Raw genomic sequence first — 14,575 nt, 5'->3', positions numbered from 1 at the left:
CGTACCGTGATAAGTGCACATCCGCACGAGTGCACCCGCACCCCTACCAGCTGATACGGCCTCTCTTGCCCAGTGCGGGGAGGTCGCCGAGCAGCCGGCTGGCTGAGACAACCTCTGAGGAGACAGTGCTGTGACCGGGATCAAGACGACCGGCGAGAAGAAGATGATGTTCTTCTCCGGCCGCGCCCACCCCGAGCTTGCCGAGGAGGTCGCCCAGCAGCTGGGTGTCGGGGTCGTCCCGACGAAGGCCTTCGACTTCGCCAACGGCGAGATCTATGTGCGTTACCAGGAGTCGGCGCGTGGTGCGGACTGCTTCCTGATCCAGAGCCACACGGCGCCGATCAACAAGTGGATCATGGAGCAGTTGATCATGATCGACGCGCTGAAGCGTGCGTCGGCGCGCTCCATCACGGTGATCGTGCCGTTCTACGGTTACGCGCGGCAGGACAAGAAGCACCGGGGTCGTGAACCGATCTCGGCGCGTCTGATCGCCGATCTGATGAAGACGGCGGGTGCCGACCGGATCCTGACCGTGGACCTGCACACGGACCAGATCCAGGGCTTCTTCGACGGTCCGGTGGACCACCTGTTCGCGCTGCCGCTGCTGGCGGACTACGTGGGGCGGAAGGTGGACCGGTCGAAGCTGACGGTGGTGTCTCCGGACGCGGGTCGGGTGCGGGTGGCGGACCGGTGGTGCGACCGGCTGGGTGCGCCGCTGGCGATCGTGCACAAGCGGCGTGACAAGGACGTGGCGAACCAGGTGACCGTCCACGAGGTCGTGGGTGAGGTCGAGGGTCGTGTCTGCGTTCTGGTGGACGACATGATCGACACGGGCGGCACGATCTGCGCCGCGGCGGACGCGCTGTTCGCGCACGGCGCGGAGGACGTGATCGTGACGGCGACGCACGGTGTGCTGTCGGGTCCGGCGGCGGACCGGCTGAAGAACTCGCGGGTGAGCGAGTTCGTGTTCACGAACACGCTGCCGACGCCGACGGAGCTTGGCCGGGACCTGGACAAGATCACGGTGCTGTCGATCGCTCCGACGATCGCGAGCGCGGTGCGTGAGGTGTTCGAGGACGGCTCGGTGACCAGCCTCTTCGACGAGCAGTGAGGTTTCTGCCGGCCTAGTCCGCGGGTGGTCCCGCGGACCGGCTGAAGATCCTTTTGGGTGCGGCCTCCCTCTGCGAGTAAACTGCTGCAGTTGCTCGGCGAGGGAGGCCGTACTCCGTTGGAAGACGGGTGCGGTGGTCCGTTATCGACGCGCTCTTCGTAGCAGGCCGTTCGTGGCCGGGTGACCACGTCCGTTCCTATTTCTACGAGGAGTGATCCACATGTCCGAGGTGAAGCTCACCGCCGAGACCCGCAGCGAGTTCGGCAAGGGTGCCGCGCGCCGCGTCCGCCGTGACAACAAGGTTCCCGGTGTGCTGTACGGCCACGGCACGGAGCCGGTGCACCTGACGCTGCCGGGCCACGAGCTGCTGCTGGCGCTGCGTACGCCGAACGTCCTGATCTCCCTGGACATCGACGGCAAGACCAGCGAGCTGGCGATCCCGAAGTCCGTGCAGCGTGACCCGCTGAAGGGCTTCCTGGAGCACGTCGACCTGCTGCTGGTCAAGCGTGGCGAGAAGGTCAACGTCGAGATTCCGGTGCACACCGAGGGCGAGCTGGCCCCGGGTGGCAACCTGCTGGAGCACGTCCTGGCCGCGCTGCCGGTCGAGGCCGAGGCCACGCACATCCCCGAGGCCGTGACGGTCTCCGTCGAGGGCCTGGCGGCCGGCGCCTCGGTTCACGCCAAGGACATCGCGCTGCCGAGCGGCGTGACCCTGGCCGTGGACGAGGACGCGGTCGTCCTCCAGGTTCTGCAGGCCCAGGCCGAGGAGACCGCGGGCGAGGAGCAGGCCGAGGGTGAAGAGGCCGCCGAGGCCTGATCCTCGTAGTCGTCGGTTCGTCAGCCGCTGCTCCCGGTGGGGGCGGCGGCTGGCGCGTATCAAGGAGAGATGGACGTGAGCACCCCCGCCAGTGGTCCCTGGCTGATCGTCGGGCTCGGCAATCCCGGGCCGGAGTACGCGATGAACCGGCACAACGTCGGTTTCATGGTGGCCGACCTGCTCGCGGAGCGGATCGGGGGGAAGTTCAAGCGGGCGGGCAAGGCGCAGGCGCAGGTGCTGGAGGGTCGGATCGGTCCGGTGGGGCCGGCGGGCCGCCGGGTGGTCCTGGCGAAGCCGATGTCGTACATGAATCTGTCCGGCGGTCCGGTGAACGCGCTGCGCGACTTCTACAAGGTGCCGGTGGGGAACGTCGTGGCGGTCCATGACGAGCTGGACATCGACTACGGCACGCTGCGGCTGAAGCTGGGCGGCGGTGACAACGGGCACAACGGGCTGAAGTCGATGACGAAGGCGATGGGTGCGGACTACCACCGGGTGCGGTTCGGGATCGGGCGGCCGCCGGGGCGGATGCAGGTCGCGGACTTCGTGCTGAAGGACTTCTCGTCGGCGGAGCGCAAGGAGCTGGACTACTTCGTGGACCGTGCGGCGGACGCGGTGGAGTGTCTGGTGACGGAGGGGCTGGAGCGAGCGCAGAGCGCGTACAACTCCTGAGCGCGGGGGTGCCGCGGGTGCCGCACAACTCCCGGCTTGTCCTGTCCTGACTCTCGCGCGAGTTGACCGGCGGTAGGGGTATGGCCAATGATCCCGGCCATGCCCGCCACAGCCACCACCGCCCGCCAGGCCTCCGTGACCGCGATGCGGTTCGGGCGGGTCGCGGCGATGGGCGTGCTCGCCGTGCTGATCCTCTTCGCCGGGGTGTGGGGTTCCTGGGGGACCGCGCAGCACGTGATGCTGACCAAGGGGCGGGAGCGCGGCACGTTCACGGTGGCCCGGTGCGACGGGGACGTGTGCGAGGGGCCGTTCAGGCCGGTGTCGGCGGGGGCTCGGGCCCGTGGAAGCGCGGTCATCGAGGAGTCGGTCGCGGTGCGGCGGGGGCTGACGTACGACGTGGTGGTGAAGCCGGGGACGGACGAGGTGGTGCGGTCCGGGCCGGCGGGGGTGCTCTTCGCCTGGGTGCCGTTCGGCGGGGCGCTGCTGCTGGCGTCGGTGGTGGTGGCCGGCGGGATGCGGCTGACCCGGGTGGCGTGGCTGCTGGCGGGTGCGGGGGCCGCGCTGCTCACGGCGGCCTTCGTGGTGCTGTGAGGGTCTGACCGCCGGCGGCGCGGGCTGGACGCGGGGACGCCCCCGGGGTCGTGCGACCTCGGGGGCGTCCTTCTTGCTCGGTGCTTGCCCGGTGCTGCGCTGTGCGGTGCCCGGTGCCGTGCCGGTCAGCCGGTGTTGCGCAGGCCCGCCGCCACGCCGTTGACGGTGAGGAGGAGGGCGCGGGCGAGGAGCGGGTCGGGGTCCGTTCCCTCGGCGGCCGCGTCGCGCTGGCGCTTGAGCAGGGCGACCTGGAGGTAGGAGATCGGGTCCAGGTAGGCGTCGCGGATGCCCAGGGTCTGCTTCAGCTCGGGCTGGGCTTCGAGGAGTGCGCCCTCACCGGTGATGCGCAGGACCTCGCGGACGGTCAGCTCGTGTTCGGCCTTGATGGTGTCGAAGACGTGCTTGAGCTCGTCGGGGACGAGGGTGTCGACGTAGTGCTGGGCGATGCGCAGGTCGGTCTTGGCGAGGGTCATCTCGACGTTGGAGATGAAGTTGCGGAAGAAGTGCCACTGTTCGTGCATCTCGCCGAGCACGGTGTCCAGACCGGTTTCCCGCAGCGCCTTGAGGCCGGAGCCGACGCCGAACCAGCCGGGCACGATCTGCCGGGACTGGGTCCAGCCGAACACCCACGGGATGGCGCGCAGACCGTCGAGCGAGACGCCCGAGCCGGGGCGGCGGGAGGGCCGCGAGCCCAGGTGCAGCTCGGCGAGCTGGTCGACGGGCGTGGAGGCGAGGAAGTACGTCGGCAGGTCGGGGTCCTCGACGAGCCTGCGGTAGGCGGCGTGGGCGGCGTCGGAGACGACGTCCATGGCGGCGTCCCAGCGGGCGAGTGCCTCGTCGGACTGGCGGGGTGCGGTGTGCAGGGCGGAGGCCTGCAGGGTGGCCGCGACGGTCAGTTCCAGGTTCTCCCGGGCGAGAGAGGGGATGAGGTACTTGTCGGAGATGACCTCGCCCTGTTCGGTGACCTTGATCTCGCCCTCGAGGGTGCCCCAGGGCTGGGCGAGGATGGCGTTGTGGGAGGGGCCGCCGCCGCGGCCGACGGTGCCGCCGCGGCCGTGGAAGAGGCGCAGGCGTACGCCGTAGCGGTGGGCGACGTCGCGCAGGCGTCGCTGGGCGCGGTGGATCTCCCACTGGCTGGTGGTGATGCCGCCGAACTTGGAGGAGTCGGAGTAGCCGAGCATGACCTCCTGGACGTCGCCGCGCAGCGCGACCAGGCGCCGGTAGGACGGGTCGGAGAGCATGTCCTCGAGGATGGTGTCGGCGGCCTTGAGCTCGTCGGTGGTCTCCAGGAGGGGGACGATGCCGATCTTCGCCCAGCCGGCGTGGAGGTCGACGAGGCCGGCCTCGCGGGCGAGGACGGCGGCGGCGAAGACGTCGTCGGCGCCCTGGCACATGGAGATGATGTAGGACTCGATGACCTCGGGGCCGAAGACCTCCAGGGCCTTGCTCACGGTGCGGAAGACGCCGAGCGTCTTGGCGCCGGCCGCGTCGACGGGTGCCGGGGTGGGCGCGAGGGGGCGGCGGGAGCGCAGTTCCTTGGCGAGGAGTCTGGCCCGGTACTCGCGGGGCATGTCGGCGTAGCGCCAGGACTCCTCGCCGAGGCGGTCGAAGAGCTGGCCGAGGGCGTGGTGGTGAGCGTCGGCGTGTTCGCGGACGTCCATGGTGGCGAGCTGGAGGCCGAAGGCGGCGAGGGTGCGGATGGTGCGGCTGAGGCGGCCGTCGGCGAAGAGGCCGCCGCGGTGTGCGCGCAGGGACGTCTGGACGAGGCGCAGGTCGTCGAGGAGTTCGGCGGTGCCGAGGTAGTCGCGGCCAGGCTCGTGGGGGGTGCCCTTGGCGAGGCGCTGCTTGGTGTTCTCGAGCTTCTGCCGGATGCAGGTGGCCTTGAGCCGGTAGGGCTCCTCGGCGTTGAGGCGCTTGTAGCGGGGGCTGATCTCGGGCAGTTGTTCGAGGTCGCTGCGGAGGGATTCGAGCAGTTCCTCGGTGGCTCCGGCGTAGCGGATGGAGTTGGAGAGCAGGCCGCGCAGCTCGTCGATCATCTCCAGGGCGTCGTTGATGCCGTGTTCGTGCTGGAGGATGAGGACGTCCCAGGTGACCTGGGGGGTGACGTTGGGGTTGCCGTCGCGGTCGCCGCCGATCCAGGTGCCGAAGGTGAGGGGGCGGGTGTCGTCGGGCAGCTTGACGCCGACGCGTTCGAGTTCGGCGGTGAGGTCCTCGAGGACGTCGCCGACGGCGTCGGCGTGCAGTTCGTCGAGGTAGTAGATGGCGTTGCGGGCCTCGTCGGCGGGTTCGGGGCGTACGACGCGCAGTTCGTCGGTCTGCCAGACGAGGTCGATGTTCTCGGCGAGGCGGACGTCGTGGCGGCGGCGGTCGGAGTCGAGGACGGGGGTGTCCAGGAGTGCGGCGATGCGCCGGAGCTTGTTGAGGACCGACCGGCGTGCGGCCTCGGTGGGGTGTGCGGTGAACACGGGGCGGACGTTGAGGTGCTGGACGGTCTGCCGCAGGTGTTCGGGGTCGGCGTCCTTGAGGCGGTCGGCGGTGCGGGCGAGCAGGCCGCCCTCGGCGGCGCGCCGGGCGCGCAGTTCGCGGCCGCGGTGCACCTGCTCGGTGATGTTGGCGAGGTGGAAGTAGGTGGAGAAGGCGCGGACCAGCTTGGCCGCGGTCTCCAGTTCGGTGCCGCGCAACAGCTCGGCGGCGGCCTCGCCGTCCTCGCGGGTGAGGCGGCGGACCTTCTCGACCAGTTCCAGGAGCTCGGGGCCTTCCTGCCGGACGAGGGTCTCACCGAGGAGATCACCCAGGCGGCGGATGTCGGCGCGCAGCTCGCTGCCGGTCGTGGTGGTCTGGTCGTCGGCACTGCTCACAGGTGCGGCTCCTTGCAGTGTTGAAGCTCGTCTGGAAGGGAACCCGGCCGCCTGCCGCGCGGCGTGGGGCCGCATACGGGCCGGAGCGTCCGGGAAGAAACTTCAGCGGACCGCGCTGTCCGACCGACTCCAAGGATAGGTGTCCGTGAGGACGCGCAGGTTCCGGGGCTCTTGCCGCCGCGCGACACGCTGACATACTTACGACGCCGTAGGTTACGGAACCGTAGGGAAGTACCGTCGAGTCCCGTTCGGTCCCGGTGGCCCGGCGCCTGATCTCGACCCTCGACCCCACAGGGGACGCGCATGACCTCAAGTTCCGACGTGATCGAAGAAGCCCACAAGGCCGACGACACACCCTCCTCCTCCGCCACGCTGGGTGGTGAGCAGAAGCGTTCGATCGAGCAGATCACGCTGCTCCTGTTCATCACGGTGCCGTTCCTGGCACTGGTGGCGGCCGTGCCGCTGGCCTGGGGCTGGGGGGTGAGCTGGCTCGATCTGGGCCTGCTGGTCTTCTTCTACTTCCTGGGGTGCCACGGCATCACGATCGGTTTCCACCGGTACTTCACCCATGGTTCGTTCAAGGCGAAGCGGCCGCTGAGGATCGCGCTGGCGATCGCGGGGTCGATGGCGGTCGAGGGCCCGCTGGTGCGCTGGGTGGCCGACCACCGCAGGCACCACAAGTTCTCCGACGCCGAGGGCGACCCGCACTCGCCGTGGCGGTTCGGGGAGACGGTCCCGGCGTTGATCAAGGGTCTGTGGTGGGCGCACATCGCCTGGATGTTCGACGAGGAGCAGACTCCGCAGGACAAGTACGCACCGGACCTGATCAAGGACCCGGTGATCCGGCGGATCTCCCGGCAGTTCGTGCTGTGGACGGTCGTGTCGCTGGCGGCTCCGCCGTTGATCGGCGGGCTGGTGACGATGTCCTGGTGGGGCGCGTTCACCGCGTTCTTCTGGGGTTCACTCGTCCGGGTGGCGCTGTTGCACCATGTGACGTGGTCGATCAACTCGATCTGCCACGCGGTGGGCAAGCGGCCCTTCAAGTCGCGGGACCGCTCGGGCAACGTGTGGTGGCTGGCGGTGCTGTCGTGCGGGGAGTCCTGGCACAACCTGCACCACGCCGACCCGACGTCGGCCCGGCACGGGGTGATGCGTGGACAGATCGACTCCTCGGCGCGGCTGATCCGCTGGTTCGAGAAGTTCGGCTGGGCGTACGACGTGCGGTGGCCGTCACGCTCGCGTATCGATTCCCGCCGCAACTCCGGTGAGGACGGCTCCCGGCGCCGGAAAGAGGCAGCTGAGGCGGCATGATTGACGCCGTGGCGACCGATTCCAGCAGCAACCCGGGCAATGACAAGCAGCGGCGGACCCGCCGGACGCGTATGACCGGTGCCGAGCGCCGCCAGCAGCTGCTGGAGATCGGTCGCACCCTCTTCGCCGCGAAGGGCTTCGAGGGCACGTCGGTGGAGGAGATCGCGGCGAAGGCCGGGGTGTCCAAGCCGGTGGTGTACGAGCACTTCGGTGGCAAGGAGGGACTGTACGCGGTGGTGGTGGACCGCGAGATGCGGCGCCTGCTGGACATGGTGACCGGCTCGCTGACCGCCGGTCATCCCCGCGAGTTGTGCGAGCAGGCGGCGTTCGCGCTGCTGGACTACATCGAGGAGTACACGGACGGTTTCCGCATCCTGGTCCGTGACTCGCCGATCCCCCAGTCCACGGGTTCCTTCGCGTCGCTGATCTCCGACATCGCCACGCAGGTGGAGGACATCCTGGGTCGGGAGTTCAAGTCGCGGGGCTTCGACCCGAAGCTCGCCCCGCTGTACGCGCAGGCGCTGGTCGGCATGGTCGCGCTGACCGGGCAGTGGTGGCTGGACGTGCGCCGGCCGAAGAAGGCGGAGGTGGCGGCGCACCTGGTGAACCTGGCGTGGCACGGCCTGGACGGGCTGGAGCCGAAGCCGCGGCTGATAGGGCACCGCAAGGCCTGACGTGGCTCACCGCGGCTGGAGGAACTCCAGCCGGTTGCCCACCGGGTCCTCGGAGTAGAAGCGGCGGTGGCCGGGGAGGCCGTCGTCCCAGGTGACCGGTGCTCCGTGCGCGGTGAGCCGGGCGGCGTAGGCCTCGATCCCGGCCACCCGCAGGCCCGGGTGGGCCTTCTTCGCCGGGCGGAAGCAGGTTTCGACGCCCAGGTGGAGCTGGACGAAGCCGGCCTCGAACCAGCAGCCGCCGCGTGCGGCGAGCGCCGGCGGCTTGGGGATCTCCGTCATGCCGAGGACGCCGCCGTAGTACGCCCGCAGGGCGTCCTCGGAGCCGGGCGGCGCGGCCAGCTGTACGTGGTCGACGGCGACGAGCACGCTCAGGCCTCCTTCACGGCCACGGCGAACAGCCGCCGGAAGGGGAGCACGGTCCCGTACGCGGCGCCCGGGTAGGCCTCGCGGAGCAGGTCGCGGTACTCGGCGACGAACGCGTCGCGGGCCTCGGGGTCGTCGGCGAGGGCGGTCAGGGCGGGGCGCAGGCCGGTGCCCTTCACCCAGTCCAGGACCGGGTCCGGGCCGTGGAGGACGTGGAGGTACGTCGTCTGCCAGACGTCGGTGACGCAGCCGAGGCGGGCGAGGCGGTCCAGGTAGGCGCCGGGGGTGTGCACGGAGTCCGTGCGGCGCAGGATGTCGCCCAGGCGCGGCTTCCAGCGGGGGGTGGCGGCCAGTTCGCGCATGAGGGCGTGCAGTGGGGCGTCGATGTTGTCGGGGACCTGGAAGGCGAGGGCGCCGCCGGGTTTCAGGGCGGCGATCCAGTCGGCGAAACGGTCGAGGTGGCCCGGCACCCACTGGAGGGTGGCGTTGGAGACGATCAGGTCGTGGGGTTCCTCGGGGGTCCAGGTGCGGGCGTCGGCGTGGGCGAAGTCGAGGCGGCCGCCGCCGGGGGTGGGGCCCTCGTGGTCGACGTGGGCCTTGTCGAGCATCTCGGGCGAGTTGTCGTAGCCGGTGATGCGGGCGGTGGGCCAGCGTTCGGCGAGCAGGACGGTGACGTTGCCGGGGCCGCAGCCGAGATCGGCGATGCGGGGCGGGCCGGCGGGCGGCTGTGCGGGAAGGGCGGGGACGCGGGCGAGCAGGTCGGTGAAGGGGCGGGCGCGGTGTCCGGCGTGACGCAGGTACTGGCCCGGGTCCCAGGTGGGGTTCGTCATGCCCACCACTCTCCTCGGCATATTATCTCGATGTCAAGAGACTCGATCTCAAGAGACTTCACGTCGACACAACCACTACACTGATCTCCATGGAGGACGAGGTCGATCGGCTGGTCGCAGCGTGGCGCCGGGAGCGCCCGGACCTCGATGTGGAGCCGCTGGAAGTGCTCAGCCGGGTGAGCAGACTCGCCCGGCACCTGGACCGCGCGCGCCGGCTCGCCTTCGCCGAGCACCAGCTGGAGCCCTGGGAGTTCGACGTGCTGACCGCGCTGCGGCGCGCGGGCACGCCCTATCAGCTCTCGCCCGGCCAGTTGCTGACCCAGACCCTGGTCACCTCGGGCACGATGACCAACCGGATCGACCGGCTCGCGAAGAAGGGCCTGGTGGAGAGGCTGCCCGACCCGAGCGACCGGCGGGGCGTGCTGGTGCGGCTGACCGGCACGGGCCGGGACCGCGCGGACGAGGCCCTGGCCGGGCTGCTGAAGCAGGAGCGGGCGATCCTGGGCGAGCTGTCCCACGCCCAGCGCGCGGAACTGGCGGCCCTGCTACGCCAGTTGACCGCCCCGTTCGACAACATCCCCGGTTAGCCCCAGGTCCGCCGGCCCCACCCCGGCCCGGCGGGCGAGTGCCACGGCGGCCAGGGTTGAGTGGACGCCCAGCTTGCCGAGGACGTTCTGCATGTGGGTGCGCACGGTGTGCGGGGAGAGGAACAGCCGTTCGGCGACCGCCTTGCGGCCGAGTCCCGCGACCATGCAGCGCAGCACCTCCCGCTCGCGCGGGGTGAGGGACTCCACGAGCCGTTCGCTCTCACTGCGGTGCCTGCGGGCGGCGGTCAGTTCCTTGAGCACGCCGGTGAGCAGGGCGGGCGGCAGATGGGTCTCGTCGCGCAGCACCCCCCGGATGACCGTCAGCAGCCGGGCCAGCGAGCAGTCCTTGGCGACCCAGCCGGAGGCGCCGGCCTGCAGGGCGAGGGCCGCACGGCGCGGGTCGTCCTTCTCGGCGAGGACGACGATCCGTACGCCGGGCTGGGCCGTCCTGACCCCCGTGACCAGCGAGATCCCGTCGACCAGTCCCTCCTCGTCGCCCTCCTGCACGGGCACCGCCGGGCGGGCCCCGGGCAGCGCGCCGCCCAGGTCGGCGTCGGCCAGGAGCACGTCGTACCGGCGGCCCTCGGCGGCCGCGCGCTCCAGGCAGCGCAGCGCGGCCGGGCCGCTGCCGGCGGCGAAGACGTCGACGTCGGGCTCGGCGGCCAGGGCGGCGGCGAGCGACTCGGCGAAGATGCGGTGGTCGTCGACGACCAGGACTCGGATGCGCACCACAACCCCCTTCCCCAGGCTCCGCGTGGAGCAGGGGATACCCAAGGTCCGGATGGCCCCGGCGCTCGGCCGGTCCGGAAAGGCCCGAAAAAGGTACGGAGAACGACGACCGCGCGGACACGGCACCCGGCGGTGGGGACGTCCGCCGCACGGCCGCCGCCGTGCGGAGACTGTTACCCCCACCGCGGGGGCCGTACCCGCCTGTCTCGCCCCCTGATCGGCGCCGGCCCCCACCAGCGCCGTACCTCAGAGTACGGATGCGAGCACGCAGCGGAAGCCGATTGACGGAACTGGCCGTCCGACGCGTTTATGGTGTGCCGCATGTTTCGTATTGAGGCGGAAGTCGACAAGGGCCGACGTGATCTGCTCCGCTCACGGCTGCGGGACACCAACACGGCGGCGTCCGCGGTGCTGGCGGCCCTGCGCGGCACACCCGGCGCCCGCGAGGCCCCGCTCCACGTGTGGGCCCTGGACACGGCCGGCGATCTGGCGGGCGGCCTGGTCGGCCACACCTGGACGACGTGGCTGCACGTCACCTACCTGTGGGTCGACGCCCGCCACCGCGGCACGGGCCTCGGCTCCCGCCTCCTCGCGGAGGCCGAGCGCATCGCGTCCACCGACCGCGGCTGCACGGCGTCCCGCCTGGAGACCTGGGACTTCCAGGCCCCGCACTTCTACCGCAGACAGGGCTACGAGGTGGTCTGCGTGATCCCCGATTACCCCCCGGGCATCACGGAGTACACCCTGACGAAGCGACTGGGATGATCGTCAGCTCAGACGGCGGGCTCCCGGTGAGGGGACGGCTTCGAAGAGCCGTGGGGTCGGGAGGGCGGCGGAGGTGAAGGCCTCCCGGATCGCCTTCGTCAGGGTGTTTGCGTCCGTCGCCTCCGTCAGGACGATCGCCGAGCCGCCGAAGCCGCCGCCGGTCATCCGGGCGCCCAGGGCGCCGGCCGACAGGGCCGTGTCGACGACCAGGTCCAGTTCCGGGCAGGAGACGCGGAAGTCGTCGCGCAGGGAGGCGTGGCCCTCGGTGAGGACCGGGCCGATCGCGCGGGTCTCGCCGGAGCGCAGCAGGTCGACGGTCCGCTCGACCCGGTGGTCCTCCGTGACGACGTGCCGGACCAGGCGGACGACCTCCTCCTCGTCGCCCAGGCGGGCGAGGGCCGCGTCCAGGCCGGCGTAGGGGATGTCCCTGAGGGCGTCGACGCCGAGCAGGGCCGCGCCCTTCTCGCAGCCGGCCCGGCGCTTGCCGTACTCGCCGCCGCTGTGCGCGTGCTTGACCTGGGTGTCGACCACCAGCAGGCGCAGCCCCTCGGCCGCGAGGTCGAAGGGGATCTGCCGCTGGGACAGGTCCCGGGTGTCGAGGAAGAGCGCGTGGCCCTGTTCGCAGCACGCCGACGCCGTCTGGTCCATGATGCCGGTGGGCGCGCCGACGTAGACGTTCTCGGCGCGCTGGCACAGGCGGGCCAGCTTCCAGGGCTGGAGCCCGAGGCCGAAGAGGTCGTTCAGCGCGAGGGCGGTGACGACCTCCACGGCCGCCGAGGAGGACAGGCCCGCGCCGGTGGGGACGGTGGAGGCGAGGTGGACGTCGGCGCCGGTGACCGCGTGGCCCGCCTCGCGCAGGGCCCAGACCACGCCCGCCGGGTACGCCGTCCACTCCCGGTCGACGCCGGGGGCGAGCGTGTCCAGGGACAGTTCGGTGACGCCGCCCCCGATGTCCGCCGAGTGCAGGCGCAGCACCCCGTCGTCCCGGCGGGAGACGGCCGCGACGGCCTGGTGCGGCAGTGCGAACGGCATGACGAAGCCGTCGTTGTAGTCGGTGTGCTCGCCGATCAGGTTGACCCGGCCCGGCGCCGCCCACACTCCCTCCGGCCGGTCGCCGTACAGCTCGGCGAAGCGCTCCGCGACCTGCTGTGCCCCCACTGACGCCCCCATCTACTGCTCCCTCGCGATGCTCTGCGCGAACGTCCACGCGTCCGCGACGATGCCCGCGAGGTCCGCGCGGGACGGGTTCCAGCCCAGTTTCCCGCGGGCGGCGTCCGCCGAGGCGACCAGGACCGCCGGGTCGCCGCCGCGGCGCGGGGCGACCACCTCGGGGACCGGGTGGCCGGTGACCTTGCGGACGGTCTCGACGACCTCGCGGACGGAGAAGCCGCTGCCGTTGCCGAGGTTGCAGATCAGGTGCTCGCCCGGCCGGGCGGCCCGCAGGGCCAGCAGGTGGGCCTCGGCGAGGTCCGCGACGTGGATGTAGTCGCGCACGCAGGTGCCGTCCGGGGTCGGGTAGTCGTCGCCGTAGACGGAGATCGCGTCGCGGCGGCCCTGGGCGACCTGGAGGACCAGGGGGATCAGGTGCGACTCGGGGTCGTGCCGCTCACCGTACGCGCCGTAGGCGCCGGCCACGTTGAAGTAGCGCAGGCTGACGGCCGCCAGGCCGTGGGCGTTCGCCTCGCTGGTGATCATGTGGTCGACGGCGAGCTTGGTGGCGCCGTAGGGGTTGGTCGGCCGCGTCGGGGCGCTCTCCACGATGGGGACCTGCTCCGGTTCGCCGTAGGTCGCCGCCGTGGAGGAGAACACCAGCGTGCGCACGCCCGCCTCGCGCATGGCGCCGAGCAGGGCCATGCTGCCGGCGACGTTGTTCTCCCAGTACTTCTCCGGCTTGACCACCGACTCGCCGACCTGCGAGGAGGCGGCGAAGTGCAGCACGCCGTCGTAGGAGGCGTCGAGCCACTTGGCGGCGTCACGGACGTCGCCCTCGACGAACGCGGCGCCGGCGGGCACGCCCTCGCGGAAGCCGGTGGAAAGGTTGTCGAGGACGGTGACCTCGTGTCCGGCCTCCAGCAGGTGCTGGGCCACGACACTGCCGACGTAACCCGCGCCACCCGTGACCAGGTACTTCATGAACTCGCTACCTCTCGCAGTCGCTCGGCCGCGCGCTCCGGCGGCACGTCGTTGATGAACACGTTCATGCCGGACTCGGAACCCGCGAGAAACTTCAGCTTGCCGGGAGTACGGCGGATGGTGAAGAGCTCGAGGTGGAGCGCGAAGTCGTCGCGCGTGACCCCGTCGAACTCCGCCGACGCGCCGAACGGGGCCTGGTGCCAGGCCGCGATGTAGGGCGTCGGAGGCTCACCCGTGCCGAAGATCCGGTCGAAGCGCCTCAACAGTTCCAGATAGACCTGGGCGAACTCTGTGCGTGCCGCCTCGCCGAGCGCGAGCAGGTCGGGCACGCGACGCTTGGGGTACAGGTGGACCTCGTACGGCCAGTGCGCCGCGTGGGGCACGAACGCCGCCCAGTGTTCACCCTCAAGGACGACGCGCTCGCCGGCGAGTTCCCGCGCCAGGACGTCGTCGAACAGGTTGTCCCCGCCGGTCGCCTCCTTGTGGGCGGCGAGCGAGCGGAGCATCAGCGCGGTGCGCGGGGTGGTGAACGGGTAGGCGTAGATCTGTCCGTGCGGGTGGCCGAGGGTCACGCCGATCTCGGCACCGCGGTTCTCGAAACAGAAGACCTGTTCGACGGCCGGCAGCTGCGAAAGCTCCGACGTGCGGTCGGTCCACGCGTCCAGCACCAGTCGCGCCTGGTCCTCGGTGAGGTCGGCGAAGGAGGCGTCGTGATCGGAGGTGAAGCAGACGACCTCGCAGCGCCCGGAGTCGCCGGCGAGCGAGGGGAAGCGGTTCTCGAAGACGACGACGTCGTACGAGGAGTCCGGGATCTCGCTCAGCCTCCCGTCCCGGGTGGGGCACAGGGGGCACTCGTCGGCCGGTGGGTGGTAGGTGCGGCCCTGCCGGTGCGAGGCGACGGCGACCGAGTCGCCGAGCAGCGGGTCGCGGCGGATCTCGGAGGTGGTGACCGTACGGTCCAGCGGGCGGTGGTCGGCGGCGTCCCGCACGATGTCGTCCCGGAGGTCGTAGTAGATCAGCTCACGGCCGTCGGCCAGCCGGGTCGAGGTCTTCTTCACGCCGGACTCCTTCTAGCCCCCGCACCAATCACTCAACACAATCAAACATAACAGATCACAACCCGACAACACCCGT

General features: G+C 71.0%; 15 protein-coding genes. 8 read left to right on the top strand and 7 right to left on the bottom strand.

Features of this window, described 5'->3' with window-relative positions:
• Positions 1–130: 130 nt before the first annotated feature.
• The 4 genes from IE177_RS00625 (at position 131) to IE177_RS00610 (ending at position 3,191) form a co-directional block, all read left to right on the top strand.
• Entirely contained in the window at positions 131–1,111 is a 981-nt protein-coding gene (locus IE177_RS00625; protein ID WP_190012679.1) for a ribose-phosphate diphosphokinase, read from the top strand.
• 220 nt (positions 1,112–1,331) lie between these two features.
• The gene (locus tag IE177_RS00620) at positions 1,332–1,928 is read left to right on the top strand and encodes a 50S ribosomal protein L25/general stress protein Ctc (protein ID WP_190012678.1); all 597 of its coding nucleotides are present in this window, start codon (positions 1,332–1,334) and stop codon (positions 1,926–1,928) included.
• A gap of 69 nt (positions 1,929–1,997) precedes the next feature.
• Complete coding sequence (pth, locus tag IE177_RS00615; RefSeq protein ID WP_190012677.1) at positions 1,998–2,600, top strand: aminoacyl-tRNA hydrolase; 603 nt, start codon at positions 1,998–2,000, stop codon at positions 2,598–2,600.
• 87 nt (positions 2,601–2,687) lie between these two features.
• The gene (locus IE177_RS00610; protein WP_190012676.1) at positions 2,688–3,191 is read left to right on the top strand and encodes a hypothetical protein; all 504 of its coding nucleotides are present in this window, start codon (positions 2,688–2,690) and stop codon (positions 3,189–3,191) included.
• Positions 3,192–3,316: 125 nt separating this feature from the next.
• Here the strand turns inward: IE177_RS00610 and ppc are convergent, their stop codons facing one another.
• A complete protein-coding gene (ppc, locus tag IE177_RS00605; protein WP_190012675.1) occupies positions 3,317–6,049 on the bottom strand; it encodes a phosphoenolpyruvate carboxylase in 2,733 nt (910 codons plus the stop codon).
• 303 nt (positions 6,050–6,352) lie between these two features.
• Here ppc and IE177_RS00600 point away from each other — a divergent pair, with 303 nt between their 5' ends.
• Both IE177_RS00600 and IE177_RS00595 read left to right on the top strand, forming a co-directional pair.
• Positions 6,353–7,360: an acyl-CoA desaturase gene (locus IE177_RS00600; protein WP_190012674.1), complete on the top strand. Its 1,008-nt coding sequence runs from the start codon at positions 6,353–6,355 to the stop codon at positions 7,358–7,360.
• Entirely contained in the window at positions 7,357–8,034 is a 678-nt protein-coding gene (locus tag IE177_RS00595; RefSeq protein WP_190012673.1) for a TetR/AcrR family transcriptional regulator, read from the top strand. Before IE177_RS00600 ends, IE177_RS00595 begins: the two co-directional genes overlap by 4 nt.
• Positions 8,035–8,040: 6 nt before the next feature.
• Here IE177_RS00595 and IE177_RS00590 read toward each other — a convergent pair whose 3' ends face one another.
• Positions 8,041–8,400, bottom strand: coding sequence for a VOC family protein (locus IE177_RS00590; protein ID WP_190012672.1), 360 nt, complete (start codon positions 8,398–8,400; stop codon positions 8,041–8,043).
• A gap of 2 nt (positions 8,401–8,402) precedes the next feature.
• Complete coding sequence (locus tag IE177_RS00585; protein ID WP_190012671.1) at positions 8,403–9,227, bottom strand: trans-aconitate 2-methyltransferase; 825 nt, start codon at positions 9,225–9,227, stop codon at positions 8,403–8,405.
• 89 nt (positions 9,228–9,316) lie between these two features.
• Here IE177_RS00585 and tamR point away from each other — a divergent pair, with 89 nt between their 5' ends.
• Complete coding sequence (tamR, locus tag IE177_RS00580; RefSeq protein WP_190012670.1) at positions 9,317–9,814, top strand: MarR family transcriptional regulator TamR; 498 nt, start codon at positions 9,317–9,319, stop codon at positions 9,812–9,814.
• Here tamR and IE177_RS00575 read toward each other — a convergent pair.
• Positions 9,773–10,546 carry a LuxR C-terminal-related transcriptional regulator gene (locus IE177_RS00575; RefSeq protein WP_190012669.1) on the bottom strand — a complete coding sequence of 258 codons (774 nt, stop codon included), beginning with the start codon at positions 10,544–10,546 and terminating at the stop codon, positions 9,773–9,775. The two genes, tamR and IE177_RS00575, sit on opposite strands and share 42 nt — an antisense overlap.
• Before the next feature lie 306 nt (positions 10,547–10,852).
• Here IE177_RS00575 and IE177_RS00570 point away from each other — a divergent pair, with 306 nt between their 5' ends.
• Entirely contained in the window at positions 10,853–11,308 is a 456-nt protein-coding gene (locus IE177_RS00570; RefSeq protein ID WP_190012668.1) for a GNAT family N-acetyltransferase, read from the top strand.
• A gap of 3 nt (positions 11,309–11,311) precedes the next feature.
• On the opposite strand, the gene galK is transcribed toward IE177_RS00570, so the two are convergent.
• The 3 genes from galK to galT are packed head-to-tail and all read right to left on the bottom strand — an operon-like array spanning position 11,312 to position 14,499.
• The gene (gene galK / locus IE177_RS00565; protein WP_229815839.1) at positions 11,312–12,478 is read right to left on the bottom strand and encodes a galactokinase; all 1,167 of its coding nucleotides are present in this window, start codon (positions 12,476–12,478) and stop codon (positions 11,312–11,314) included.
• Positions 12,479–13,441, bottom strand: a complete 963-nt coding sequence (gene galE, locus IE177_RS00560) for a UDP-glucose 4-epimerase GalE (protein ID WP_190012667.1) — start codon at positions 13,439–13,441, stop codon at positions 12,479–12,481.
• The gene (gene galT, locus IE177_RS00555) at positions 13,438–14,499 is read right to left on the bottom strand and encodes a galactose-1-phosphate uridylyltransferase (protein ID WP_190012666.1); all 1,062 of its coding nucleotides are present in this window, start codon (positions 14,497–14,499) and stop codon (positions 13,438–13,440) included. The genes galE and galT overlap by 4 nt, the downstream gene beginning before the upstream one ends.
• Between the last annotated feature and the right edge of the window lie 76 nt (positions 14,500–14,575).

It is taken from the genome of Streptomyces lucensis JCM 4490, assembly GCF_014650035.1.
Classification (GTDB): domain Bacteria; phylum Actinomycetota; class Actinomycetes; order Streptomycetales; family Streptomycetaceae; genus Streptomyces; species Streptomyces lucensis.
This window is presented reverse-complemented; position numbering and strand designations above follow the sequence as displayed.

Excerpts from the sequence above, each read along its gene's own strand:
- IE177_RS00600 (WP_190012674.1), top strand. The coding sequence starts at position 6,353 with ATGACCTCAAGTTCCGACGTGATCGAAGAAGCCCACAAGGCCGACGAC.
- IE177_RS00610 (WP_190012676.1), top strand. The coding sequence starts at position 2,688 with ATGATCCCGGCCATGCCCGCCACAGCCACCACCGCCCGCCAGGCCTCC.
- IE177_RS00595 (WP_190012673.1), top strand. The coding sequence starts at position 7,357 with ATGATTGACGCCGTGGCGACCGATTCCAGCAGCAACCCGGGCAATGAC.
- galK (WP_229815839.1), bottom strand. The coding sequence starts at position 12,478 with ATGGGGGCGTCAGTGGGGGCACAGCAGGTCGCGGAGCGCTTCGCCGAG.
- pth (WP_190012677.1), top strand. The coding sequence starts at position 1,998 with ATGGACGTGAGCACCCCCGCCAGTGGTCCCTGGCTGATCGTCGGGCTC.
- galE (WP_190012667.1), bottom strand. The coding sequence starts at position 13,441 with ATGAAGTACCTGGTCACGGGTGGCGCGGGTTACGTCGGCAGTGTCGTG.
- tamR (WP_190012670.1), top strand. The coding sequence starts at position 9,317 with ATGGAGGACGAGGTCGATCGGCTGGTCGCAGCGTGGCGCCGGGAGCGC.
- IE177_RS00620 (WP_190012678.1), top strand. The coding sequence starts at position 1,332 with ATGTCCGAGGTGAAGCTCACCGCCGAGACCCGCAGCGAGTTCGGCAAG.
- IE177_RS00570 (WP_190012668.1), top strand. The coding sequence starts at position 10,853 with ATGGTGTGCCGCATGTTTCGTATTGAGGCGGAAGTCGACAAGGGCCGA.
- IE177_RS00585 (WP_190012671.1), bottom strand. The coding sequence starts at position 9,227 with ATGACGAACCCCACCTGGGACCCGGGCCAGTACCTGCGTCACGCCGGA.